Annotated in this window: 24 protein-coding genes and 2 pseudogenes; 14 read left to right on the top strand and 12 right to left on the bottom strand. The window is 70.3% G+C overall.

Features of this window, described 5'->3' with window-relative positions:
- The first annotated feature begins 92 nt into the window (after positions 1–92).
- Positions 93–1076 (top strand): ABC transporter ATP-binding protein, encoded by a 984-nt coding sequence (locus QQK45_RS13145; protein WP_284293639.1) that lies wholly within the window; start codon positions 93–95, stop codon positions 1074–1076.
- On the top strand, positions 1073–1903 hold the full coding sequence (locus QQK45_RS13140; RefSeq protein WP_284293638.1) for an ABC transporter permease subunit: 831 nt from the start codon (positions 1073–1075) through the stop codon (positions 1901–1903). Before QQK45_RS13145 ends, QQK45_RS13140 begins: the two co-directional genes overlap by 4 nt.
- Positions 1904–2317: 414 nt before the next feature.
- Here QQK45_RS13140 and QQK45_RS13135 read toward each other — a convergent pair whose 3' ends face one another.
- Positions 2318–3550: an MFS transporter gene (locus tag QQK45_RS13135; RefSeq protein ID WP_284293637.1), complete on the bottom strand. Its 1233-nt coding sequence runs from the start codon at positions 3548–3550 to the stop codon at positions 2318–2320.
- A 60-nt stretch (positions 3551–3610) separates the two neighbouring features.
- Between QQK45_RS13135 and QQK45_RS13130 the strand changes: the two genes are divergently transcribed.
- Complete coding sequence (locus tag QQK45_RS13130; RefSeq protein WP_284293636.1) at positions 3611–4141, top strand: MarR family winged helix-turn-helix transcriptional regulator; 531 nt, start codon at positions 3611–3613, stop codon at positions 4139–4141.
- Between the two features lie 106 nt (positions 4142–4247).
- On the opposite strand, the gene QQK45_RS13125 is transcribed toward QQK45_RS13130, so the two are convergent.
- Complete coding sequence (locus tag QQK45_RS13125) at positions 4248–5162, bottom strand: alpha/beta hydrolase (RefSeq protein ID WP_348525228.1); 915 nt, start codon at positions 5160–5162, stop codon at positions 4248–4250.
- A gap of 9 nt (positions 5163–5171) precedes the next feature.
- Positions 5172–6083 (bottom strand): NAD-dependent epimerase/dehydratase family protein, encoded by a 912-nt coding sequence (locus tag QQK45_RS13120; protein ID WP_284293635.1) that lies wholly within the window; start codon positions 6081–6083, stop codon positions 5172–5174.
- A 79-nt stretch (positions 6084–6162) separates the two neighbouring features.
- Here QQK45_RS13120 and QQK45_RS13115 point away from each other — a divergent pair, with 79 nt between their 5' ends.
- Together QQK45_RS13115 and QQK45_RS13110 are read left to right on the top strand one after the other, a co-directional pair.
- On the top strand, positions 6163–6735 hold the full coding sequence (locus tag QQK45_RS13115) for a TetR/AcrR family transcriptional regulator (protein WP_284293634.1): 573 nt from the start codon (positions 6163–6165) through the stop codon (positions 6733–6735).
- A gap of 31 nt (positions 6736–6766) precedes the next feature.
- Entirely contained in the window at positions 6767–7222 is a 456-nt protein-coding gene (locus QQK45_RS13110) for a YdeI/OmpD-associated family protein (protein WP_284293633.1), read from the top strand.
- An 81-nt stretch (positions 7223–7303) separates the two neighbouring features.
- Here QQK45_RS13110 and msrA read toward each other — a convergent pair whose 3' ends face one another.
- The 3 genes and pseudogenes from msrA to QQK45_RS13095 all read right to left on the bottom strand — a co-directional run bounded on the left by msrA (position 7304) and on the right by QQK45_RS13095 (position 8711).
- Positions 7304–7858: a peptide-methionine (S)-S-oxide reductase MsrA gene (gene msrA, locus QQK45_RS13105; RefSeq protein WP_284293632.1), complete on the bottom strand. Its 555-nt coding sequence runs from the start codon at positions 7856–7858 to the stop codon at positions 7304–7306.
- Positions 7855–8333 (bottom strand): annotated as a pseudogene (gene msrB / locus QQK45_RS13100) (peptide-methionine (R)-S-oxide reductase MsrB). The gene msrA and the pseudogene msrB overlap by 4 nt, the downstream one beginning before the upstream one ends.
- An 87-nt stretch (positions 8334–8420) precedes the next feature.
- Positions 8421–8711, bottom strand: coding sequence for a hypothetical protein (locus tag QQK45_RS13095; RefSeq protein ID WP_284293631.1), 291 nt, complete (start codon positions 8709–8711; stop codon positions 8421–8423).
- Positions 8712–9049: 338 nt separating this feature from the next.
- Between QQK45_RS13095 and QQK45_RS13090 the strand changes: the two genes are divergently transcribed.
- From QQK45_RS13090 to QQK45_RS13075, 4 genes are read left to right on the top strand one after another with little or no spacing between them, the layout of a single operon-like run.
- Positions 9050–9658 carry a dihydrofolate reductase family protein gene (locus tag QQK45_RS13090; protein WP_284293630.1) on the top strand — a complete coding sequence of 203 codons (609 nt, stop codon included), beginning with the start codon at positions 9050–9052 and terminating at the stop codon, positions 9656–9658.
- A gap of 50 nt (positions 9659–9708) precedes the next feature.
- Entirely contained in the window at positions 9709–10032 is a 324-nt protein-coding gene (locus QQK45_RS13085) for a YciI family protein (RefSeq protein WP_284293629.1), read from the top strand.
- 14 nt (positions 10033–10046) lie between these two features.
- Positions 10047–11279: an RNA polymerase sigma factor gene (locus QQK45_RS13080; protein WP_284293628.1), complete on the top strand. Its 1233-nt coding sequence runs from the start codon at positions 10047–10049 to the stop codon at positions 11277–11279.
- 45 nt (positions 11280–11324) lie between these two features.
- Complete coding sequence (locus QQK45_RS13075; protein WP_284293627.1) at positions 11325–11477, top strand: hypothetical protein; 153 nt, start codon at positions 11325–11327, stop codon at positions 11475–11477.
- A 43-nt stretch (positions 11478–11520) separates the two neighbouring features.
- On the opposite strand, the gene QQK45_RS13070 is transcribed toward QQK45_RS13075, so the two are convergent.
- Both QQK45_RS13070 and QQK45_RS13065 read right to left on the bottom strand, forming a co-directional pair.
- Positions 11521–12537 (bottom strand): aldo/keto reductase, encoded by a 1017-nt coding sequence (locus QQK45_RS13070; protein ID WP_284293626.1) that lies wholly within the window; start codon positions 12535–12537, stop codon positions 11521–11523.
- Positions 12538–12568: 31 nt separating this feature from the next.
- Positions 12569–13528 (bottom strand): SDR family NAD(P)-dependent oxidoreductase, encoded by a 960-nt coding sequence (locus tag QQK45_RS13065; RefSeq protein WP_284293625.1) that lies wholly within the window; start codon positions 13526–13528, stop codon positions 12569–12571.
- A 78-nt stretch (positions 13529–13606) separates the two neighbouring features.
- On the opposite strand from QQK45_RS13065, the gene QQK45_RS13060 reads away from it, so the two are divergent.
- Positions 13607–14209, top strand: coding sequence for a TetR/AcrR family transcriptional regulator (locus QQK45_RS13060; protein ID WP_284293624.1), 603 nt, complete (start codon positions 13607–13609; stop codon positions 14207–14209).
- Between the two features lie 102 nt (positions 14210–14311).
- Here the strand turns inward: QQK45_RS13060 and QQK45_RS13055 are convergent, their stop codons facing one another.
- Entirely contained in the window at positions 14312–14743 is a 432-nt protein-coding gene (locus QQK45_RS13055) for a MarR family winged helix-turn-helix transcriptional regulator (protein WP_284293623.1), read from the bottom strand.
- A gap of 237 nt (positions 14744–14980) precedes the next feature.
- Between QQK45_RS13055 and QQK45_RS13050 the strand changes: the two genes are divergently transcribed.
- Positions 14981–15442, top strand: a complete 462-nt coding sequence (locus QQK45_RS13050; protein ID WP_284295046.1) for an NAD(P)-dependent oxidoreductase — start codon at positions 14981–14983, stop codon at positions 15440–15442.
- Between the two features lie 24 nt (positions 15443–15466).
- Positions 15467–16638, top strand: a protein-coding gene (locus tag QQK45_RS13045; RefSeq protein WP_431310274.1) for an IS3 family transposase whose coding sequence is annotated in 2 segments (ribosomal slippage) — positions 15467–15745 and positions 15748–16638 — 1170 coding nt in all. Because the reading frame shifts where the segments join, the coding sequence is not laid out codon by codon here.
- 207 nt (positions 16639–16845) lie between these two features.
- Here the strand turns inward: QQK45_RS13045 and QQK45_RS13040 are convergent.
- Positions 16846–17406, bottom strand: a complete 561-nt coding sequence (locus QQK45_RS13040; protein ID WP_284293621.1) for an isochorismatase family protein — start codon at positions 17404–17406, stop codon at positions 16846–16848.
- A gap of 281 nt (positions 17407–17687) precedes the next feature.
- Here QQK45_RS13040 and QQK45_RS13035 point away from each other — a divergent pair, with 281 nt between their 5' ends.
- Together QQK45_RS13035 and QQK45_RS13030 are read left to right on the top strand one after the other, a co-directional pair.
- The gene (locus QQK45_RS13035) at positions 17688–19199 is read left to right on the top strand and encodes an MFS transporter (protein ID WP_284293620.1); all 1512 of its coding nucleotides are present in this window, start codon (positions 17688–17690) and stop codon (positions 19197–19199) included.
- Positions 19196–19798, top strand: coding sequence for a TetR/AcrR family transcriptional regulator (locus tag QQK45_RS13030; protein ID WP_284293619.1), 603 nt, complete (start codon positions 19196–19198; stop codon positions 19796–19798). The genes QQK45_RS13035 and QQK45_RS13030 overlap by 4 nt, the downstream gene beginning before the upstream one ends.
- An 80-nt stretch (positions 19799–19878) precedes the next feature.
- Here QQK45_RS13030 and QQK45_RS13025 read toward each other — a convergent pair.
- Positions 19879–21212: pseudogene (locus QQK45_RS13025) on the bottom strand (ISL3 family transposase).
- A 165-nt stretch (positions 21213–21377) separates the two neighbouring features.
- Entirely contained in the window at positions 21378–22376 is a 999-nt protein-coding gene (locus tag QQK45_RS13020; protein WP_284293618.1) for an IS481 family transposase, read from the bottom strand.
- Positions 22377–22386 lie beyond the last annotated feature (10 nt).

Here is a 22386-nt window from a genome sequence, read left to right as displayed (position 1 = left end):
ATGGCCCATCCCAACCGGGCCTCGACTGTCTAGGCTCGGACGCAGGGCCCGGGAGCGCGGCTCATCACACGAACGACACAGACAGGACACCCATGATCGAAGCTCATGGCCTGACCAAGAGGTACGGGCCGAAGACCGCCGTGGACGGCATCTCGTTCACCGTCCGACCGGGAACCGTGACGGGCTTCCTCGGCCCGAACGGTGCCGGGAAGTCGACCACCATGCGCATGATCATGGGGCTCGACCGTCCGACCGCCGGCAGCGTCATCGTCAACGGCAAGCCGTACGCGCAGCACCGCTCGCCGCTCACCGAGGTGGGCGCGCTGCTGGAGGCGAAGGCCGTGCACACCGGCCGGTCCGCCTACAACCACCTGCGCGCGCTCGCCGCGACGCACGGGATCCCCGCCTCGCGCGTGGGCGAGGTCATCGAGATGACCGGCCTGCAGTCGGTCGCGAAGAAGCGCGTGGGCGGCTTCTCGCTCGGCATGGGCCAGCGCCTCGGGATCGCCGTCGCGCTGCTCGGCGACCCGAAGACCCTCATCCTCGACGAGCCGGTCAACGGGCTCGACCCCGAGGGCGTGCTGTGGGTCCGCAACCTCGCGAAGTTCCTCGCGTCGGAGGGCCGGACCGTCTTCCTGTCCAGCCACCTCATGTCCGAGGTCGCGCAGACCGCGGACCGGGTGCTCGTCATCGGCCGGGGGAAGATCCTCGCCGACGCGTCCGTGCAGGAGTTCGTCGACGGGTCGTCGCAGAAGTCCGTCAAGGTCCGGTCGCCCCAGGCCGCGCAGCTCGCCGAGCTCGTGACCGGCGACGGCGTCACCGTCACCAGCAGCGAGCCCGGCCTCCTCGACGTGGCTGGTTCCGACGCGGTGAGCATCGGCGAGACGGCCGCCGCGAACGGGATCGTCCTGCACGAGCTCACCCCGGTGACCTCGACCCTCGAGCAGGCGTACATGGAGCTCACCGCCGAGTCCGTCGAGTACCACGCCAGCACCGGCCACGAGGGCGACGCCCAGGCCGTTCCGGCCGGCGCCGCCACCGACGCCCCCACGAGCACGGAAGGAGGCGCACGATGAGCGCCGCCGCAGCCCTGGCCAAGTCGCCCGTCGAAGGCACCCTCCCCGCGTCGAAGTACCACGTGACCTTCGGGCGCGTGGTCACGTCCGAGTGGATCAAGTTCCGGACCGTCCGGTCGACCGTGTGGACGCTCGGGGCCACGTTCGTCGTCCTGGTGGGCCTGGCGCTGCTCGTCGCCGCCACGACCGGGTCCTCCGACCCCGGGATCGGCCTGGACAACGCGGACATCGCGACGACCCCGCTCGTCGCCGGGACCGGGTTCGGGCAGCTCGTCCTGGCCGTGCTCGGCGCGCTCACCATCACCGGCGAGTACTCGACGGGCATGATCCGGTCCACGTTCTCGGCCGTGCCGACCCGCACGCCCGCCCTGGTCGCGAAGGCCGTCGTCGTCGTGATCGCGAGCTTCGTGGTGGCGGCCGTGTCGACCGTGGTCGCGGTGCTCATCGTCAAGCCGATCTTCTCCGGCACGCCGCACGAGCTCGACTTCGGCAACGACGACATCCTGCGCGTCGTCGTGGGCGTGCCGCTCTACCTCGCCGCGACGGCGCTCCTCGCACTCGCGTTCGGCATCCTGATCCGGAGCTCCGCGGGCTCGATCTTCGCGGTGATCGGCCTGGTCCTCGTCGTCGGCCCGATCCTCGCCAACATCCCCGTGCACTGGCTGAACAACATCGCGGACTACCTGCCTTCGCAGGCGGGTCAGCAGCTCTTGACGATCGATCCGAGCCAGGGCCCGGCGCCGTGGTTCGGTTTCATCGTGATGGTGGCTTGGGGCGTGGTGCTGTTCGGCATCGGGGTCTTCCTGGCGAAGAAGCGCGACGCCTGACACACCACCCGCACGTCGAAGGGCTCCGCGGCATCAGCCGCGGGGCCCTTCTATCTCTCCGACGGCGACGTCCCGTTCGCCGACGGTGACGTCCCGTTCGCCGACGGCGACGTCAAGATCACCGACGGTGACGTCAGGACCGCCGACGGTGACGTTCGTCCACAGACACGCGTCGTTCACCTGTGTACGGGCGTCACCATCGGCGCGGCGAGCGTCACCATCGGCGCGGCGAGCGTCACCATCGGCGCGGCGAGCGTCACCGTCGGCGCGGCGAGCGTCACCGTCGGCGAACACAGCGTCGCCGTCGGCGAAGGGCAGGGCCCGCGGCAGCAGCCGCGGGGCCTCTTCTTGCATTCAGGTGGTGCGGCCCGCCCGGACCGTCCCCGTCGACGCCCCGGACGAACCGGTCCGGGGTCAGACCTCGCCGAGGATCTCCTCGGGCGTGCCCTCCTCGACGCGGGCGGCGGCGTTCCACTTCGCCCAGAGGAACCGCTCGCCCATGCCGCGGGCCATGACGTGCCCGGCGGCGAGGAAGACGATGATCCCGACGGCGAGCACCGCGGCACCCACCCAGAACGGGGCGGCGACGTGCGTCTTGGAGATGATGCCGGCGATGACCGGTGCGGGGGCCGCGAAGCCCCAGCGCACGAGGTTGAACGCACCGGTGGTGACGCGGCGGTCGGGCGAGCCGAGCGCGAGCGACATGTCGGTGAGGTTGGCGTTCATGATGCCCATGCAGATGCCGGCGAAGACGAGCACGACGACCATCCACGCGGTCGAGGGGTGCAGCGCGAAGATGATCACGGAGACGAGGACGCCGAGGATCGCGACGAAGATCGTCTGGACGGCGCCGATCTTGTGGGCGAGCTTGTGCCCGACGACGAGGATGCCGAACGCGAGTCCCACACCCCAGCCGGTGAACACGAAGCCGAGGGCGATGACGCCGAGGTTGAGGAAGACCGGCGTGTAGCCGAGGACGACGAAGAACACGTAGTTGTAGGCGGCGGTGATGACGCAGAGCACGAGGAACGCGGGCTTGCCGTAGAGCTTGAAGATCGAGCCGAGGCGCAGGGGCGCGGGCTTCTCGGCCGGGTCCTTGAGGCGGGACGCGGACACGACGAGCGCGATGATCATGAACAGGCCGCACGCGAGGAACGGGATGCGCCACTTGATCTCGCCGAGCAGGCCGCCGAGCAGCGGGCCGACGGCGAAGCCGAGGCCGACGCAGGTCTCGAAGAGCTCGACGACCCAGGCACGGTCGGACGCGAGCGACACGAGGAGCACCATCGCGGTCGCGAAGAACATGGCGTTGCCGAGGCCCCAGAACGCGCGGAGCACGGCGAGCTGGGCGATGTTCTGGCTGAACCCGGCGAGGATCGCGGCGACACCGACGGTGCTGACGCCGGTGATGAGGATCTTCTTGTAGCCGAACTTCCCGGTGGCCATGACGGCGGGGATCATGCCGAGCGCCATGAGCGCGATGTAGGCGGTGAAGAGCAGCTCGATTTGCCAGGTGGACGCGCCGAGGTCCGCCCCGATGACGGGGAGGATCGGGTCGACGATCGCTATGCCGGCGATCGCGAAGAACGCTGTGAGGGCGGTCGCGTAGATCGCGGTCTTGTTGGGTTCGTTGCGTGTGGACGCCACGGGAACGGGTCTCCTTGAGATTAGCTGTATCTACCAGGTACTTGCCTGTATCATACACCTATGACGATCGAGGACGTGAGCGGCCCCGCCACCGGCCGGCACGACGACGACCCCGGCGGACCGCAGGACGACGCCGCGGCGGCCGTCCTCTCCCGCATCGAGTACCAGGTCGCCCAGCTCATGCGCCGGGCCGACCGCTCCGTGAGCCGGGGCTCCAAGCGCCCCGGGACCGGGACCATGGACCGAGCCGCCTACCTGCTCCTGCACCACCTCGTCAGCGAGGGTGCGGAGAACGTCAACGTGCTCGCGGACCGGCTCGGCCTCGACGCGTCGACCGTGACCCGTCAGGTGGCCGTGCTCGAGAAGGCCGGGCACGTCCGCCGTACCCGCGACCCCCACGACGGCCGCGCCGTCCTCGTGGAGCCGACCGACGAGGGCGTCGAGGCCCTCGCGGAGAACCGTACGGAGCGCCGCGCCCTCTACGGCGAGGTGCTGGGCTCGTGGACGAGGCTCGACCGCGCGCTGCTCGCGGAGCTCCTCGGCCGCCTCAACTCCTCGCTCACCGACTACCGCCGCCGCGCCGAGGACTGACTCCCGTACGCGTCCGCCCAACGCCCGAGCACCCGGTACGCGTGCGCGCGGACCTCGGGAGCCGAGAGGACGACGTCGTGCAGGGCGCCCTCGATCCGCGCGAGGGTCACGTGCGAGCCGAGCTGCACGGCGCGGACCGCGACGCGCCCAACGTCGAGCGCGGTGTCCGACGACCGCATCGCGTCCGACCAGACCGGGAGCAGCGTCGAGCGCGCCGAGAGCAGGACGAGCACGGGGAGGTCGAGCCCGAGCCCGCGGGCGACGTCGGCCTGGGCACGGAAGACGGCGTCCAGCCAGCCGGGGTGCAGCGCGAACCCGTGCTCGGGCCGCCAGGCGTCGTCGTAGTCCCACTCCCCTCGAACCGGCTCGACACGGTACGCGTGTAGAAGCCGAGGTCGACGGTGACCATGCGTCCGCGGGGCTGCAGCCGCGAGCGCAGGCCGAGCGCGGGCGCCACGACGGCGCGGCCCGTCGCGCCCGCCTGGAACTCGAGCCACGGGCTGTTGAGGACGAGCGCCGTCGCGCGTCCGGGGAACGCCGCGGCCCACAGGCTCAGCGTCAGCCCGCCCGTCGAGTGGCCGACGAGCACGAGCGGGCGGTCCTCGCGCGAGCGCTCGTCGGGCAGGATCCCGTGGCCCATGACCGCGAGCGCCGCCTCGACGTCGCGGAAGTAGTGCCGCAGGTCGGTGGTGAAGCCCGGCGTCTGGCCGGGGCGCAGGCTGCGGCCGTACTTGCGCAGGTCGAGGGCGTAGAAGCGGGCGCCGCGGTCGTGCCAGAAGCGGGCGTGCTCGACCTGGAAGAAGTAGTCGGACCAACCATGCACGTACAGCACGTCGGCACCCGCGCGCGACCCGTCAGAAGCTGGTGGCCGTACACCGGCACCAGGCCCTGACAGGTCGGGGACGAAGCGCACGAGGGTCGCGACGAGCTCGCCCTCGTCGTCCTCACCCAGCGTCAGCGTGCGCTGCTCGAAGCCGTCACCGAGGATGTCCGGCCGCCAACCCGCCTGCTCGTCGTCCATGGCGCCACGCTAGGTGCGCGACTCCGGCGGCGCGCGGCGGTCAGCCCGGGTAGCCGCCGGCTGCGAGGTCCTCGAGCAGGCTCGGATGGGTCGGCTCCCAGCCGAACCGCTCGCGGGTGAGCGTGCTCGACGACGGCTGGTCCACCGCGAAGACCGCCCCGAGGAAGCCGAAGCTCTCCGCGGGCACGGGCTCCCCGGCAGGTCGAGTGCGTCGCCGATCGCCGTCGCGATGGCGAGCATCATCTCACCCTCGTCCGCGACGGCGTGCGCGATGTCACCGGGCTCGGCCTGTTCGAGCACGAGCCGGAAGAGGCGCGCCGCGTCGAGGCGGTTGACCGCGGGCCACCGCTGGCTGCCGTCGCCGACATAGCCGGAGACACCGATACGCCGCGCCGCGGCGATCAGCATGCCCGCAAAGCCGTAGGCCGAGCCGCGCAGGTGCACCGAACGCGGTAGCCGGACGGCGGCGGGCCGCACGCCACGTTCCTGGAGCGCTAGCACGATCTGGGCGGTGCGGGCACGCTCGGCCATCGGTCCCTCGGCCGGGGTCGGGTCGTCCTCGGTGCTGGGCCGGCCGGGGACGGCGGGCGTCCCCGATGCGAACACCAGAGGCTTGTCGGTGTCCTCGAGAGCGGATCCGAGCGCCTCGACCGCGGCACGCTCCTCAGCGATCCCCTCGGCGACGCGCGTGAAGTCGTTGCTGAACGCAAGGTGCACGACGCCGTCGGCGGCGGTCGCCGCGGCGCGCAGAGCGTCGAGGGTGGTGAGGTCGCCCCGCAGCGGCTCGGCCCCGAGCGCGGCGACCCGGGACGCAGCCGCGTCCGAGCGGGCGAGGCCGACGACCGTGTGCCCGGCCGAGAGGAGCTCGGGAAGGACGGCGGAACCGATGCCGCCGCTGGCCCCGGTGACGAAGACGCGCATGACTGCTCCTAGTGATGGGACTTGTGTCTCATCACGGTAGCAAGAGACGGGACCTTTGTCTCGTCACTAGGATGGGGCCATGCCACGCTGGGAGCCCGACGCCCGTGAACGCCTCGTCGTGGCGGCGCTGCACCTGTTCAACGAGCAGGGGTACGACGAGACGACCGTCGCGCAGATCGTCGAGCGCGCCGGGCTCACCCGCAGCACGTTCTTCCGCCACTTCCCCGACAAGCGCGACGTCCTCGCGGCCGGCCAGGAGACGCTGTCCCGGCTGCTCGTCGAGGGGATCGCCTCCGCGCCCGACGACGCCGGGCCGCTCGACGCGGTCCAGGCAGGCCTCCTCAGCGCCGCGCAGGCGATGGGTCCCGCGAACCGCGCCTTCGGCCCGCAGCTCCAGGCCGTCATCGCGGCGAGCGCCGAGCTCCAGCAGCGCGACCAGCTCAAGCGGGTCGGGCTCGCCGCCGCGGCCGCCGACGCACTGCGCACCCGCGGCGTCGACCGCCGCACCGCCGACCTCGCGGCCGAGCTCGGCATGCTCGCGTTCAAGGAGGCGTACGCGACCTGGGTCGCTGCGGACGACGAGCAGGACTTCGGCACGCTCGCGACCGAGGCGCTCGAGGAGCTGCGCGTCGCGGCGGCCACCCTGGGCTGAACCAGCGCAGCACCGACGAGAGGAGACCCGCATGGAGTTCCGCAGCACCGTCGAACCGCCGGAGCCGATGCACGGCCTCGAGATCCCGCCGGGCGTCGTCGAGTCGCTGGGCGGCGGGAAGCGGCCACGCGTCGTCGTCACGCTGGGCGGGCACACGTGGCGCACCCGCGTCGCGATCCTGCGCGGGCGCGACCTGATCGGCCTGAGCAACGCCAACCGCGCGGCGGCGGGGGTCGCCGTGGGCGACGAGGTCACGGTAGGCCTCGAGCTCGACGACGAGCCCGTCACGGTCACCGAGCCCGACGACGTCGCCGCGGCCCTCGATGCGGCGCCGGCGGCACGGGCGGCGTTCGACCGGCTGACGGTGAGCCAGCGGAAGCAGCACGTGCGCGTCGTCGAGCAGGCGAAGCGGCCGGAGACCCGCGCGAAGCGGGTCGCGGCGCTCGTCGAAGGGCTCGCGGGCACCGGGACGACGGCCCCGGACTGACCGCCGACAGGGGCCGATCGACGAACGGCCGCCAGCCGGCGGAGGACCCGGACGAGTCCCCGCCGACCGGCGGCCGTTACCTCAGGCCGACGCCTGCTCGCGCTTCGGCAGCACCCAGCCCGGGCGCACGAAGTGGCACGTGTACCCGTTCGGGTACTTGAGCAGGTAGTCCTGGTGCTCCGGCTCGGCCTCCCAGAACGGCCCGGCGGGCTCGATCGTGGTCACGGCCTTGCCCGGCCACAGGCCGGAGGCGTCGACGTCCGCGATGGTGTCCCGCGCGACCCGCTCCTGCTCGGGCGTGAGCGGGAAGATCGCCGAGCGGTAGCTCGTCCCGACGTCGTTGCCCTGCCGGTCCAGCGTCGACGGGTCGTGGACCTGGAAGAAGAACGCGAGCAGGTCACGGTAGGTCGTCTGCGTCGGGTCGAAGACGATCTCGACGGCCTCCGCGTGGCCCGGGTGCTTGCGGTAGGTGGCGTGGTCGTTCTGCCCGCCCGTGTAGCCGACGCGCACCTTCTCGACGCCGGGCTGGCGCCGGATCAGGTCCTCGAGGCCCCAGAAGCAGCCGCCCGCCAGGACGGCCGTCTCGGTCCCCGGCTCACGGGTGATCTCGCCGGTGTCGTTGATTCCGCTGGTCATGACGCCTTCTCCTTGGTGCTCGGGCTCTCGGGTGACTCGAACAGCGCCCGGTACCGACCGTAGCCCTGCTCCTCCAGCTCGGACGCGGGGACGAACCTCAACGCGGCCGAGTTCATGCAGTACCGCTGCCCGCCGGCGGCGACCGGGCCGTCGTCGAACAGGTGGCCGAGGTGGCTGCCCGCGCCCGCGGAGCGCACCTCGGTCCGGACCATCCAGAAGGACGAGTCCGTCGACGTGGTCACCGCGTCCTCGGCGATCGGCCGGGTGAAGCTGGGCCAGCCGGTGCCGCTGTCGTACTTGTCGGTGGACGAGAACAGGGCTGACCGGACACCACGTCCACGTAGATCCCGGGCTCGTGGTTGTCCCAGTACTCGTTGCGGAAGGCAGGCTCGGTGCCGCCGTCCTGCGTGACGTGACGCTGCCGCCGGGTGAGGTGGCTCAGCGCCCCGGGAGACTTGCTGTAGTCGTTCGACACGTTCTTTCTCCTTCGTTCCGACGTCGCTGGCTGCGGCGTCGTTCCTTCCAACACCGTGCGCCCTGGGATTGGTCCCGAGCTCACCGACTACCGCCGGAGCTTGCCGACCAGACCGCACAGGTCGAGCCCCAGGAGGCCATCCACCTGCGAGAACGCCGCGAACTTGCTCCCGGACGCAAGCTGGTGCCGCACCTCGAGCCGATGCAGCTCCGTCAGCACCGCCGCGGTGTCGAGCCGGTCGCCGAGCAGCTCACGCACCACGACCTCCAGCCCCGTCGGCGGCGGCGCGACGGGCATGTCCTTCCACTCGGCAACCTTGATGCGCCGACGGTGCGACGTCTCCTCCGCGCGGTGCAGACGCGCGACCGACAGCTCCACCGGATCCGGAGGACGGGATCTCAGCAGCGCCAGCCGAAGCACCAGCGGCGACTCCAGGTCGTCGGCGTCGAGCTCTCCGCCTGCCCGGTACGGCTCCGGTGTCCGCACGGTGTGACGGGTTACCACGGCGCCCACTTCCGCTCGAGTCCTGCTCCACCACCGTAGTCAGTGACCGGCGGACGCCGCCCGTGCCGGTGCGATCCGCCCACGATCGGCCTCACGGCCGACCAGGGTGAGCAGATTCGTCCGAGCTGAGGTGTCGGATCGGCGTGGTGCTCTTCGTGGAAAGGGTGAGGCCGCCTCACCGGAGGCGGCGCCGAGCCGGAGGAGTCCCGACCATGAAGCTGACGACCATGACCCAGGTGACCCTCGACGGGGTGATGCAGGGCAACGGCGCCACGTCCGACGACCGCAGGAACGGGTTCACGCGGGGCGGCTGGGCGCTCGGTGCGGGCGACGACTCGACCCGCGACCTGATCACCGAGACCTACGAGCGCGCTGCGGCCTTCCTGTTCGGCCGGCGCACCTACGAGCTGTTCGCCGGCTCGTGGGGCACGGTCGACGCGATGCGCGCCCACCCCATCGGCGTCGCCCTCGAGCAGGCGCCCAGGTACGTCGCCTCGACGACGCTCGGCGCACCGGCCTGGGCCCGCACGACGGTTCTCGACGGCGACCTCGCGGATGCCGTCCGTGAGCTCAAGGCCGCGCCCGACGGCGAGCTGCAGGTCCACGGCAGCGGCGCCCTGGTCCGGTGGCTGCTGGAGCACGACCTCGTCGATGAGCTGACGCTGATCACGGTCCCGGTGGTCCTGGGCCAGGGCGGCAGGCTGTTCCCCGAGAACGGCCCCGACCGCGCGCTCGACCTCCTGGAGTCGCGGGTCGACTCGAAGGGCGTGACGATCCAGGTCTACCGACCCGCCGGGCGCCCGCACTACGCCACCGCCTGATCCGCGACCGCCCCCACCACACAGGCTCGCCACCCGAGGAGATGACTTCGATGCAGTACCTGGTTTCCGTGATCGACGACAAGACCAACCCCGGCCGCGACGACCGCGAGCCCCTCATCAGCGCGTTCAACGAACGGCTCATCGCCGACGGCCACTGGGTGTTCGCGGGCGGCCTCGCGGACACCGACGCGGCGACCGTCGTCGACAACCGGGGCGACGAGCCGATGCTCACCGACGGACCGTTCGTGGAGTCGAAGGAGTTCCTCGCCGGAGTGTGGATCTGGGAAGCCCCGGACCTCGACGTGGCGCTCGCGCTCGCGGCCGAGGCGTCGAAGGTCTGCGCCCGGAAGATCGAGGTGCGGCCGTTCCTGTGAACGGCGCCGTTCCCGTGAACGAGACCGTGGAGGCGGTCGCCCGGGCCCACCGCGACGAGTGGGCCCGGCTGGTCGGCTCCCTCGCACGCCGCTTCGGCAACCTCGACGTCGCCGAAGAGGCTGCGGCCGAGGCGTTCGCGACGGCCGTCGCGCGCTGGCCCACCGACGGCGTGCCCCGCAACCCCGCCGCGTGGCTCACGACGACGGCGCAGCGCAAGGCCGTCGACAGGCTCCGACGCGAGAACCAGCGTGACGCGAGGCACCGGGAGGCTCGGATGCTGCACGACGACACGCCGCCCGAGCCGCTCGGCCTCGTCGACGACGACCGGCTGCGGCTGATCTTCACCTGCTGCCACCCGGCGCTGGCGATGCCGAGCCGGGTCGCGCTCACCCTGCGCCTCGTCGGTGGGCTGACGGTCCCCGAGATCGCCCGCGCCTTCCTCTCACAGGAGTCCGCGATCGGGCAGCGCATCACGCGCGCCAAGGCCAAGATCAAGGCCGCGCGCATCCCCTACCGCGTGCCGTCGGCCGACGACCTCCCGGCCCGGCTGTCCGGCGTCCTCGCCGTGCTCTACCTGGTGTTCAACGAGGGCTACCTGGCGAGCGGGCCCGGCACCGACCCGGTGCGGCAGGACCTGACGGCCGAGGCGGTCCGCCTCGCCCGCCTGGTCCGCGAGCTCCTGCCCGACGACGGCGAGGTGGCCGGGCTGCTCGCGCTCATGCTGCTGACCGAGGCGCGCCGCGAGGCCCGGGTCGAGGGCGGCGAGCTCGTGACGCTCGACGAGCAGGACCGCACGCGCTGGGACGCTGCGCTCACCGCCGAGGGGCACCGCCTGGTCCGCGAACGTCTCGTCGCCGCGGCCGCCGGGACCGCCCCCGGCCGCTACCAGGTCCTCGCGGCGATCAACGCCGTGCACACGTCTGCCCGCGACGTGCGCGACACGGACTGGTCGCAGGTCGTCGCCCTCTACGACCAGCTCGCCCGGCTCGACCCCTCGCCCGTCGTCGCGCTCAACCGGGCCATCGCGGTGGCGGAGCTCGACGGTCCGGAGGTCGCGCTGGCGCTCGTCGAGCATCTCGGGTCCGACCTCGACGACTACCACCCGTACCACGCGGCCCGCGCCGACCTGCTGCGACGCCTGTGCCGTGACGCCGAGGCCCGCGCGGCCTACGACCGCGCCATCGGGCTCACCGGCAACACGGCAGAGTCCGCGGCCCTGACCCGCCGCCGGGACACGCTGCGGTGACCCACTGGCGCCCGCCCACACCCAGTCGACCCCCGGAGCCACGAGATGACCCGCACCACCGCCGACGTGGTCGCCCGCTTCAACCAGGCGCTCACCGACCACGGCCCTGCACTGACGGCGGACCTCGTCGCGTCGGCCCGCGTGATGGAGACGGACTCCGGTCCCACGCTTCGATCCCTGCTCCGACTCCCCTCGTGACGGGAAGACGACCGGCCTCACGACCCTCGACGTCTGCCCTCGATCAGCTCCGCCGGCGCAGGCGCTTGTCCGCGATCGCCGGGACGACGGCGTCGTAGTTGTCCTCCACATTCAGCTCGACCCCCGGCGCGACGATCTCGTCGATCCGGTCGAGGACGTCTCCGCTCAGCACCACGTCGGCGCCCGCGAGCAGGTCGTCGAGCTGCTCGGGCGTGCGTGGACCGATCAGGGCGGTGCTGACTGCGGGGTGGGCGCGGGCGAACGCCAGTGCCAGGTGGGGCATCCGGATCCCGGCGTCGTCAGCCAGGGCGCGCAGCTGGTCGACGGCCCGCAGCTTGGCCTGGTTCCCGGCGCTGTCGAGGTCGAACACCTGAGGTGCGAGAGCCGCACGCCTGCCCTCGGCCGGGTTCGGCCGCCCGGAGAGCCATCCGCTCGACAGCGGTCCGTAGACCAGCACTCCCATGCCGAAGCGCTGGAGGGTCGGGAACACGTGGGACTCCGGGCGGCGGTTGAAGATCGAGTACCTCGGCTGCTCGGTGACGAACGGGCGGAGACCGCCCTCACGCGCCGCCCACTGTGCCGAGACGATGAGCTCGGCAGGAAAGGTGGACGATCCGATCGCGCGGACCTTGCCCTCGCGGACGAGATCGGTGAGCACGCCGAGCGTCTCGGCGACGTCCGTGCGGTAGTCCGGGCGGTGCATCTGGTAGAGGTCGATGCGATCGGTGTCGAGCCTGCGCAGGCTGTCCTCGATCGCCTGTCTGATCCACAGCGCCGAGCCGCCGCCCTGGTTCGGGTGGTCGCCCATCGAGAGGCCGAACTTCGTGGCCAGCACGACCTCGTCCCGCCGGCCCTTGATGGCACGCCCCACCACCCGCTCCGACTCGCCGTGCGTGTAGACGTCAGCGGTGTCGACCAGGTTGATGCCGGCGTCCAGCGCCCTGTGCACCATCCCGGCTGCGGCATCCTCGGTCGGCCCATCGGGATAGCCGAAGTTCATCGCTCCGAACGCGAGGTCGCTCACCACGATGCCCGAGTGGCCCAGGGTCCGATATTCCATGTCTGCTCTTTCGTCGCTTCGGTCGGTCTTGCTACAGCGCAGACGTGATGTCGGCGCCTGCTCGCGTGATGTCGACGGACATGTCCCACAGTCGGCGAGCAGCCTCCTCGTCGAGCGCGTAGTCCTTCACGCCACGACGCACGCCCTCGATGAACGGCTCCGCCTGCTGGCAGTCCTCGAAGTAGGTTCCGGTGACGCCCTCGACCAGCGGGGAACCCGCGAGCAGCACCGTGGTCGCCGCTCCCTGGGCGATGCTCTTCTCCGAGACGCCCGTCGACCCCGAGGGGTCGAATGTCAGCGGCGGGGTGTCGACGTGCCGACCGAGGCCGGTGCCCCAGATGCGGCCCGGGTTCAGTGCGTTGACCGCGATCTCGTCGCGGGCCCACCGCTTCGCGGCCTCGACGGCGAAGAGGATGTTCGCCGTCTTGGACTGTGCGTAGGCTAGCCAGGGGTCGTACGGCTCCGCCGTGAAGTCCGGGTCGTCGAAGCGCACGGGCCCGTTGACGTGACCGACCGAGCTGAGGACGACGACGCGCGCACCGTGCGCCACCGCCAGGGCGTCGTGGAGCCCGACGGAGAGGGCGAAGTGGCCGAGGTGGTTGATCGCGAACTGCAGCTCGTGGCCGTCGGCGGTGCGCTGCTCCGGAGTCGCCATCACGCCGGCGTTGTTGACCAGAACGTGGAGCGGCCCCATCCAGCCCGCCACGAAGGCACGCACCGACCCGAGGTCGGCGAGGTCCAGCGAAGCGGCGTGGACAGCCTGGTTGCTCGTGCTCTCGGCGATCTCCTCTGCCGCCCTCCGGACCGCGTCGAGCCGGCGGCCGGCGACCGTCACGTCCGCGCCCGCAGCAGCGAGCACGCGCGCGGTCTCGTACCCGAGCCCCGACGCGCCTCCCGTCACGATCGCGCGACGACCGGTCAGGTCGACCCCGGCGAGCACCTCCTCCGCTGTCGAGTGCGCGCCGAACGGGGTGATGAAGCGATCCGCCATGGTCCTGTTTCCTTTCCTGAGCGGGCGTCGGCGCCACGTATGATGACAACCGGAGTCACGTCCGCTTACGGTCCGACCATGACCGGACCCGGGTCCGTTTACAAGAGGGGTGTGCCAATGGGCCTATCACTACGCGCCGACGCACAGGCCAATCGCGATCGCCTCCTCGAGGTCGCCGCCAACGTGTTCGCCCGGTCCGGCGCGGACGCGTCACTCAAGGCGATCGCCGCCGAGGCAGGCGTCGGGATCGGTACGCTGTACCGCCGCTTCCCCACGCGCGACGACCTGATCGAGGCGGTGTACCGAACTCAGACCGACAGCCTCGCCGGCACCGCAGCCACACTCCTCACCGCGCATGAGCCGACCGAGGCGCTCCGCGCATGGATGGAGCGATTCGTGGACTACATGCTGACCAAGCAGGGCATGGCGGACGCGCTCCCCGCAATCCTGGCCGCGCACGACGGGCTGAGCGCCCACAGCCGGGTCGCGTTGCACGATGCGGTCCACAAACTGGTCGCCGCAGGCCAGGAGGCGGGAACGCTGCGCCGCGACATCGACGCGGGCGACGTGCTCATGGCGCTCGGCGGCATCACACTGATCACCGGGCACGAGCATCAGCGCGAGCTCGCGAGCCGGTTGATCACGCTCCTGCTCGAGAGCCTTGTCCTCGGGCGCCCCTGACGGCCGAGCCCGCATCCCGGCCCACTCCCCACACCCGAGCCCGCGACTGGTCGTCGCAGGTCGCACCTGCTGTGGCGAGCCGTCGAACCTGGGCGACGACGCCTACGATGCTCCCCGCCGACCGCCTCCCAGCTCCTCCGCCGAGTCCGCGGCGGCACGCTGAACCCGCTGGAGGAAGCCGGCGATCAGCTCGAGCTGGGCGTCGTCGTAGTCGGCGCAGATCTGGTCGAGGCGGGCGTTCATCCCCGCATAGAGGTCGAGCACCTCGGCGTTCCTGTCCGGAAGGACCCGGAGGACGACCGCGCGCCGGTCGATCGCGTCACGGTCCCGCACGATCCAGCCGCCGCGCTCGAGACGATCGAGGATGCCGGTCATCGTCGCGGGCCGCACCCCGGCGAGCCTCGCGAGTGCGCCGGGGCTGATGGGCCCGTAGACCGAGACGAGGTCGAGGCAGTCGAAGTCCGTGTCCCGGACGTCGACGCCGCTGCCGATCCGGTGGTTCAGGGCGGACAGCTGCACGCGTGCCTCGCGCATGGACGTACGGACCGGGTCCGCACGGTGCGCAGGAGAGCGGAGTGTCGAGGGTCGTTCGTTTTTCATATGCTACGCTTTCCGTAATATACGAGTTCTAAGACCAGCGTACCGGAAGGGTGCCACCATGAACATCGTCGTGTTCGGAGCCAACGGGCCTACGGGCCGGCTCGTCACGAGCCAGGCGCTCGCGGCCGGTCACCGGGTGACGGCGGTCACCCGCCGGCCCGAGTCGTTCCCCTGCACGATGAGCGGCTGCGCGTCCTCGGGGCCGACGTGCACGACGCCGAGGCGGTCGACTCGGCCGTGGCCGGACAGGACGCGGTGCTGTCCAGCCTCGGCGTCCCCTACAGCCGGCAGCCGGTCACGGTGTACTCGACCGGCGCCACCAACGTCGTCGCGGCCATGCGTCAGCACCAGGTCCGGCGCCTCGTCTGCGTCAGCGCCAGCCTCACGGACCCCACCCTCGGACCGCACGGCGGGTTCTTCGTCGACAAGGTCGCCGGGCCCCTGGTCGCGTACTTCGGCCGGACCGTCTACGCCGACATGGCCCGCATGGAGTCCCTCGTGCGCGCGAGCGGCCTGGACTGGACTGTCATGCGGCCCAGCGGCCTGTTCGAGACGGGACACGTCACCGACTACCGCACCGCCGAGGACGGGACTGCTGCACGAACAGGTGACATCCGACGTGTGGTGCCGTGAGGCGCTGCTGGAAGGATGTTCATCGTGCCTGCACCCCATCCCAAAGAGTTCCGTGATGACGTCGTGGCGATCGCCCGTCGCGGTGAGGCTCCGGTCAAGCAGATCGCGAAGGACTTCGGGATCTCCGAGTCCTGCCTGCGTAACTGGATGCGCGCGGCTGACGTCGAGGACGGCGCCAAGCCCGGCGTGAGCGCGGCCGAGTCTGTCGAGCTGCGCGAGGCCCGCCGCCGGGTGCGTCTGCTCGAGCAGGAGAACGAGGTGCTGCGCCGGGCTGCGGCGCACTTCGCCCAGGCGCACCTGCCGGGAAAATGAGCTACCCGCTGGTCCGTGAGCTCGCCGGCGACGGTATCCCCGTGACGGTGACCTGCCGGGTGCTCGACCTCGCACACCAGCCCTACTACCGGTGGCTCGCCGCTCCCGTCACGACCCGCGAGCTGGAGCAGGCACATCTCGCGAACGCCCTGTTCGACGCCCACCGTGACGACCCGGAGTACGGGTACCGGCTGCTCGCGGACGAGGCCCGCGAGGCCGGGCACGAGGCGTGCGACCGGACCATGTGGCGTCGCTGCACGGAGAACTCGTGGTGGTGCGTGTTCGGGAAGAAGAAGGGCAAGGGCGGCAAGCGACCCGGGCCGCCCGCGCATGACGACCTCGTGAACCGGGACTTCACCGCCGAGGCACCGAACGAGCTGTGGCTGACGGATATCACCGAGCATCCCACCGGCGAGGGAAAGGTCTACCTGTGCGCTATCAAGGACGTGTACTCGAACCGGATCGTCGGGTACTCCATCAGCGACCGGATGAAGTCCTCCCTGGCCGTCCGGGCGCTCGAGAACGCCGTCGCCCGGCGGGCCGTGGACGGTGCCGACGTGGCCGGATGCATCGTCCACTCCGACAGGGGCAGCCAGTTTCGAAGCCGGAAATTCCTGGCCGCGATGCGACGTCATGACCTGGTCGGATCCATGGGCCAGGTCGCCTCCGCCGGTGACAACGCCGCGATGGAGTCGTTCTTCGCGCTCCTGCAGAAGAACGTCCTCGACCGGCGCAGGTGGGCCACCCGCCACGACCTGCGGATCGCGATCATCACCTGGATCGAACGCACCTACCACCGGCGCCGTCGCCAGCAGCGTCTGGGACGTTTGACCCCGATCGAGTTCGAGACAATCATCACCACTCAGGTCGCACTCGCCGCCTGAGATCACCTGTCACCTGTTCGTGCAGCAGTCCCGATGGTGGGTGCGCCGACACACCCCGTAGCGTTGGACAACGTCGAGGTCCTCGAGAAGAGCAGAGAGCTTGGTCGCCTCTGATCCTCGGGGACCTCGACCCCATTACTCCAGCACCACGCTCACCGGCGAGCCGCCCCCACCCGATGTCCCATGAGCCACTAACGCCACGCGCCACTAGCTTTTCGTGAGTGCGGTGATGATCTCGGTGACCGTTCCGGTCTCTCCGAGGTCGGGGAAGACGCTGGACAGACTGTGCTGGTGGGCCGACTCGGTGAAGTCGGTCATGGCGTCAGTGGCGAGGGTGACGTGGAAGCCGTGGTCGTATGCGGCACGTGCGGTGGATTCGACCCCCTTGCTGGTCGCGAGTCCGGCAAGGACGACCTGGGTGACACCGAGCGCCGTGAGGTGCTCGTAGAGGCCGGTGTCGTGGAATGCGCCCCAGCGGTTCTTGGCGAGGGTGTGGTCGCTGTGATGCCAGCCGAGCTCAGGCAGGAGGTCGGCGAACCCGTCGGGAAAGGCGCGTGCGCTGGCGTCACCGTTGTCGGTTCGTCCGGGAGCACTCCCGGTCACGGCGACGAGGACGACGGGTTGTCCGTGCCGGCGGAACGCGTCGGCGAGTTCGCCGGCACGGGCCGCGATGTCGCGGACGGGGTGGATGGTCTTCGCCCCGGCAACGCCTTCCTGCAGGTCGATGACGAGCAGCGCGGTACGCGGATCGACGGTGGTGATCGGCATGCAGGAATCTCCTAGGTGCTTCGAGCCGGACGCGAGCAGTCGGTCGCGCGGGACGCAGCCGGAAAGAGGGCTCGACTGAGGGGGCCGGACCGGCGCCGAGCCCGCCAATCGATCTCACCCACGACTCGCCTGCACTGTCGCGGAAAACGATGCCGCTGATCGCGGAAGTAGCGATGGAGCCAATATATACGAGCGAGGGAGTAGTCTTCATCTGTAGACATCAGTTGCTGACTTAGCTTGGGAGGTGGGTTGTGACCACAGTCAATGCCGGCACACCCCTCGTGATCGAGGCGAACGTTCCGCACGGTCGGGCCCTGGTTCCTGTTCTGGTGTTCGTCGGCGTGCTGGTTGCGGTGGTGAGCAGTCTCGGGGCTCCGCTGATTCCGACGATCGGCACTGACTACGGCGTTTCGTTCGGCACCGCGCAGTGGTCCCTCACGATCACCGTGCTCGTGGGCGCGGTGATCTCGCCGGTGGTGGGACGCTTCGGGGATGGCCCTCACCGCAAGCGGATGCTGCTCGTCGGACTCGGTGTGGTGGTCGTCGGCAGCGCACTGGCCGCGCTGCCGACGACGATCTTCACCCTCTTGCTCATCGGCCGGGGTCTGCAGGGCGTCGGACTGGCATTGATGCCGTTGGCGATGGGTGTGGCCCGCGACCACCTCCCCGTGGAGCGCAGCCGTTCCGCGCTGGCGACGCTCTCCGTGACAACGGTGGTCGGTGTCGGACTGGGCTACCCGATCACCGGAGTGATCGCCGAATACCTGAGCTTCCGTGTCGGCTTCTGGATGGCCGCAGGACTAGGTGCGCTGGCGATGGTCGCGGTGGCGCTCGTCGTCCCGAAGAGCACTCACCGCCTGAGCCAGCGATTCGACCTCGCTGGGGCGGCACTGCTGGCTCCAGCCCTGACCGGCGTGCTGCTCGTGATCAGCGAGGGTGAAACCTGGGGATGGGGGTCATGGCCACTCTGGACCGTCCTGGCCGTGTCACTGGTCATATTCGCCATCTGGATCTGGCACGAACTGCGAACCTCCGCGCCGCTCGTCAACCTGCGACTGTTGCGCGACCGGATCGTGCTGACCACCAACGCAACCGGAATGGTCGCCGGGATCGGCATGTACATCCAGACATCACTCATCGTCCGATACATCCAGACGCCGACCTCGATCAGCTACGGATTAGGAGCCACCGTGATCGTGAGCGGACTGGCGCTCGTGCCGATGTCGGCCCTCAGCTTCTTCTCCAGCAGGCTCACCACCCGCCTGGGCCAGCGGATCAATCCCGGACGACTCCTGCCGTTCGGTGTTCTAGCGCTGGCCGCATCGCTGGTGATGACCGCGTTCGCCCGAGGCAGCCTGTGGGAGATCTTCGTGATCATGGGGATCAGCGGCATCGGCACTGGCTGCGCGTTCGCGGTGATGCCCCGCATGATCGTCGGCGCCGTCCCAGCCGACGAGACCAGCAGCGCACTGGCAACCAACCAAGTACTGCGGACGATCGGCTACTCGATCGGCAGCGCGCTCGCCGCCGCCATCCTCACCGCGCACACCGCGGCCGGCGCCACATTCCCCGCCGACGACGGATACACCGTCGGCAGTCTGGTCGGCGTCGTACTCTGTGTCGTAGCCGCGCTCCTCAGCTGGCTGCTGCCCACTCGACGCAGCCAGCCCCTTGTGTTGAGCGCGGATCAGCAGCTTGAGGTCGAAGAAGACGTCGACGCCGCGATCTCCGGAACGATCGCCCTCGACGAAGGACTCGAGAACGCCGACACGCACGAGCGAGACATCCGATGAACCCAACAACGGCCACCCAGGCGAGCGAGCCGACTCCGCGCCGGCGCAATGCCGCGGACAGCCGGGAACGGCTGCTCCGTGCGGCGCAGGAGCTCTTCGCGGAGCGGGGCTACGAACGCACCACGGTCCGCGAAATAGGACACCGCGCCGAGGTCGATCCGGCGATGATCGCCCGCTATTTCGGGAGCAAAGCGACCCTGTACCTGGAGACGCTGCGCCGCGATCAGGCGATCGACGACGAACCCTTCGACCTGACCGACGTCACGACGATCCAGGCGCTACTTGACCGGGTCGGCACGCGCGGCACGACGCCGACGCTCTATGCAGCAGCACACCCGCATGAAGACACCGAGCTCCAGGCCGCAGCGATGGACGTCCTGCAGCGGCGCATGATCAGCCCGTCCCGGCGCAGTGCCGAGCAGGCCGACCGCGACGAGCCGCAGCTCCGAGCCGAGATCGCCACCGCGGCGTTGGCCGGGATCGTGCTGAGCCGAACATCCGGAACGCTGGGCGCGTTGGCCGCAGCACCATCGGCCGACGTCGCCAAGCTGGTCGCCGAACTGATCAGTTCGGTTCTGCGCCCCGACCGCGTTGCTTGACCGGTGTGGCGGGCGCCCCCACCGGCCTGGATCGTATCCGTCGTGGATGCGCTCAAGCGGTGACTGACCCGATTACAGGCTCATGGGATATCCGGTGGGGGCTTGAGGTCGAGTCCGCCGGCGGCGAGGAGCATGCGGAGGCGGTAGTTGTCGCGGTTGCGGTAGCCGCGGGCGAGGCGGCGGTGGAGCTCGATGATCCCGTTGATGGGTTCGGTGGGGCCGTTGTTCTGGCGGCGGTGGTGAAGTAGGCCAGGAATGCCCCGGACCAGCGCCGCAGGGTCCGGCCGAGGCGTGCGACTTCGGGGATCGGGCAGGTGTGGAACGAGTTCAGGACCTTCTCGGCGCGCTTGCGGCCCTCGGCGAGGTCCGCGGCGCGGTAGGCGGCGCGTAGGTCCTGGGCACACTGCCACGCGACGAACACTTCTTCGTGGGCCTCGTTCGCTTCGATCGCACGGGTCAGGCGCGCCCACTGCTTGTCGGTGAGGTTCTCGGCCCCGGCACGCAGGATGGTCTGGATCCCCAGCAGCGGGTCGCCCTTGCGTCCGCGGTGCCCGGTCGTGGTCTGCTGGACGCGGCGTCGGACCTCGTCGACCACGGCGGTGCCGAGCTTGACGACGTGGAACGCGTCCAGGACCGCGGTCGCGTCCTCGAGCTGTTCGTCGATCGCGGACTTGTAGCCCCCGAACGGGTCGAGCGCGGCGACGCCGATCCCGGCCCGGAAGCCTTCGCCGCGCTCGGTGAGCCAGTCGACGTAGGCCTTCTTCGATCTGCCCGGGACCAGGTCCAACAGGCGGGCGTGCACCCGACCCCCGCCGTCGCGGGTCAGGTCGACCATCCCAGTCAGCTCCTTGGGGCCCTTGGTGCGGCGGTCACCGTGGTGCCACACGTGCTCGTCCACACCCAGCGACGTCACGCTGGCGAACCGGGACTCATCGCCCGCCAAGTCCTCCAGGACCGGCCTGACCGCGCGCCACAGCGTCTTCCACGCGACTGCGAGGCGGCGGGCCAGACCAGCGATCGTCGCGTGATCATGACGCAGCTGCCCGATCGCCCAGATCACCGCCCGGCGCGTGAGCGACCCGCGCGGGCGCACCAGCGCGCGATGCTGCTCGACGAAGGCCCCTACGCCGCATCCCGGGTCCGGGCACCTCCAGGTGCGCTGACGCCACCGCACGACCACGGGCTGTTCACCGGGCACGTCGTGCAGCACCCGCACCCGCCGACCGCGCGCCTCGGCCACGACCCCGCAAGCCGGACAGCCCATCACCTGTGACGGTGTGGAGACCGTGACCGTCAACCGCGTCGGGCCACGCTCGACACGCTCGACATGAACACCCTCGACACCCAACAGGGCATCACAGCGCGGGCACGGCTCGATGGTGGGTGCGCCGACACACCCCGTAGCGTTGGACAACGTCGAGGTCCTCGAGAAGAGCAGAGAGCTTGGTCGCCTCTGATCCTCGGGGACCTCGACCCCATCACTCCAGCACCACGCTCACCGGCGAGCCGCCCCCACCCGATGTCCCATGAGCCCTCAAACCCCGTCGAACGACGGGCGAACCTAAGTGGCCGTTCCGGCCTAGTTGTGATGTCCAGGCAGGTTGTTGTCGATCCTGCTGATGGGTGGGGCTCCGATGGCGGAGTGGTGCCTGTGGTGATTGTAGAAGTGGAGCCAGCCGGGTAGCGCGGATCGGCGCTCGGATTCGGATCCGTAGAAGCGGGCGTAGGCCCAGCCGTCGGCGAGGGTGCGGTGGAAGCGCTCGATCTTCCCGTTGGTCTGCGGCCGGTAGGGGCGGGTCTTCTTCGCGGTGATCCCGAGCTGCGTGCAGGCGTCGCGCCAGGCGTGGGACTTGTAGGCAGACCCGTTGTCCGAGAGAACCCGCTCGACGGTGACGCCGCGGGCAGCGAACCAGGACACCGCGCGGCGCAGGACACCGATCGCGGTGTCTGCCTTCTCGTCGGCATGGATCTCTGCGTAGGCGACGCGGGAGTGGTCGTCGATCACGGTATGCACGAACGCAGTGCCGAGCTTGGGCTCGTGACGGTGGTTCCTGTTCTTCGTGCGGTTGGCGGTGGCTTCCCGGTTGCGCTCGCCTTGGACGCGTCCGACGAATCGCCAGCCGCCACCATCGGGGATGTTGCCGAACTTCGTGACGTCGACATGGATCAGCGAGCCGGGGTGGTCGTGCTCGTAACGGCGGATCGACTCACCGCTAACTCGGTCGATATGGCTGAGCCTGTTGATCCGGCAGCGCACCAGGACCGCGTGAACGGTCGATGCGGGCAGGCCGAGCTCGCCGGCGATCTGTATCGGTCCCAGTCGGCGTCGCCACCGCCTCTTCACGATCTGCTTAACCACGGGCAGTGGTGTCTTCGTCGGCATCGACCATGGTCGGCTCGAACGATCGGCCATCCCGGCGGGTCCCTCCGAACGCAGCCGGGCCGCCCACTTGCGGGCAGTGACGGGCGAGACCATGAACATCTTCGCTGCGACCTGCGGCGACCAGTGATCCTCGACGATCAAGCGCGCCAGCCGCAGCCGGGCACGCGGGGTCAGAGCAGCGTTAGCGTGGGACACGAGGGCCTCC

This window comes from Luteimicrobium album, assembly GCF_030161555.1.
GTDB lineage: Bacteria > Actinomycetota > Actinomycetes > Actinomycetales > Cellulomonadaceae > Luteimicrobium > Luteimicrobium album.
Note: the sequence above shows the minus strand (reverse complement) of the source record. Positions and strands in the feature narration are given on the sequence as shown.

Bases quoted from the DNA above. Each gene is read 5' to 3' on its own strand.
- QQK45_RS13145 (WP_284293639.1), top strand. From the start codon at position 93: ATGATCGAAGCTCATGGCCTGACCAAGAGGTACGGGCCGAAGACCGCC.
- QQK45_RS13140 (WP_284293638.1), top strand. From the start codon at position 1,073: ATGAGCGCCGCCGCAGCCCTGGCCAAGTCGCCCGTCGAAGGCACCCTC.
- QQK45_RS13130 (WP_284293636.1), top strand. From the start codon at position 3,611: ATGACGATCGAGGACGTGAGCGGCCCCGCCACCGGCCGGCACGACGAC.
- QQK45_RS13125 (WP_348525228.1), bottom strand. From the start codon at position 5,162: ATGGACGACGAGCAGGCGGGTTGGCGGCCGGACATCCTCGGTGACGGC.
- QQK45_RS13120 (WP_284293635.1), bottom strand. From the start codon at position 6,083: ATGCGCGTCTTCGTCACCGGGGCCAGCGGCGGCATCGGTTCCGCCGTC.
- QQK45_RS13115 (WP_284293634.1), top strand. From the start codon at position 6,163: ATGCCACGCTGGGAGCCCGACGCCCGTGAACGCCTCGTCGTGGCGGCG.
- QQK45_RS13110 (WP_284293633.1), top strand. From the start codon at position 6,767: ATGGAGTTCCGCAGCACCGTCGAACCGCCGGAGCCGATGCACGGCCTC.
- msrA (WP_284293632.1), bottom strand. From the start codon at position 7,858: ATGACCAGCGGAATCAACGACACCGGCGAGATCACCCGTGAGCCGGGG.
- QQK45_RS13090 (WP_284293630.1), top strand. From the start codon at position 9,050: ATGAAGCTGACGACCATGACCCAGGTGACCCTCGACGGGGTGATGCAG.
- QQK45_RS13085 (WP_284293629.1), top strand. From the start codon at position 9,709: ATGCAGTACCTGGTTTCCGTGATCGACGACAAGACCAACCCCGGCCGC.
- QQK45_RS13075 (WP_284293627.1), top strand. From the start codon at position 11,325: ATGACCCGCACCACCGCCGACGTGGTCGCCCGCTTCAACCAGGCGCTC.
- QQK45_RS13070 (WP_284293626.1), bottom strand. From the start codon at position 12,537: ATGGAATATCGGACCCTGGGCCACTCGGGCATCGTGGTGAGCGACCTC.
- QQK45_RS13065 (WP_284293625.1), bottom strand. From the start codon at position 13,528: ATGGCGGATCGCTTCATCACCCCGTTCGGCGCGCACTCGACAGCGGAG.
- QQK45_RS13060 (WP_284293624.1), top strand. From the start codon at position 13,607: ATGACCGGACCCGGGTCCGTTTACAAGAGGGGTGTGCCAATGGGCCTA.
- QQK45_RS13055 (WP_284293623.1), bottom strand. From the start codon at position 14,743: ATGCGCGAGGCACGCGTGCAGCTGTCCGCCCTGAACCACCGGATCGGC.
- QQK45_RS13040 (WP_284293621.1), bottom strand. From the start codon at position 17,406: ATGCCGATCACCACCGTCGATCCGCGTACCGCGCTGCTCGTCATCGAC.
- QQK45_RS13030 (WP_284293619.1), top strand. From the start codon at position 19,196: ATGAACCCAACAACGGCCACCCAGGCGAGCGAGCCGACTCCGCGCCGG.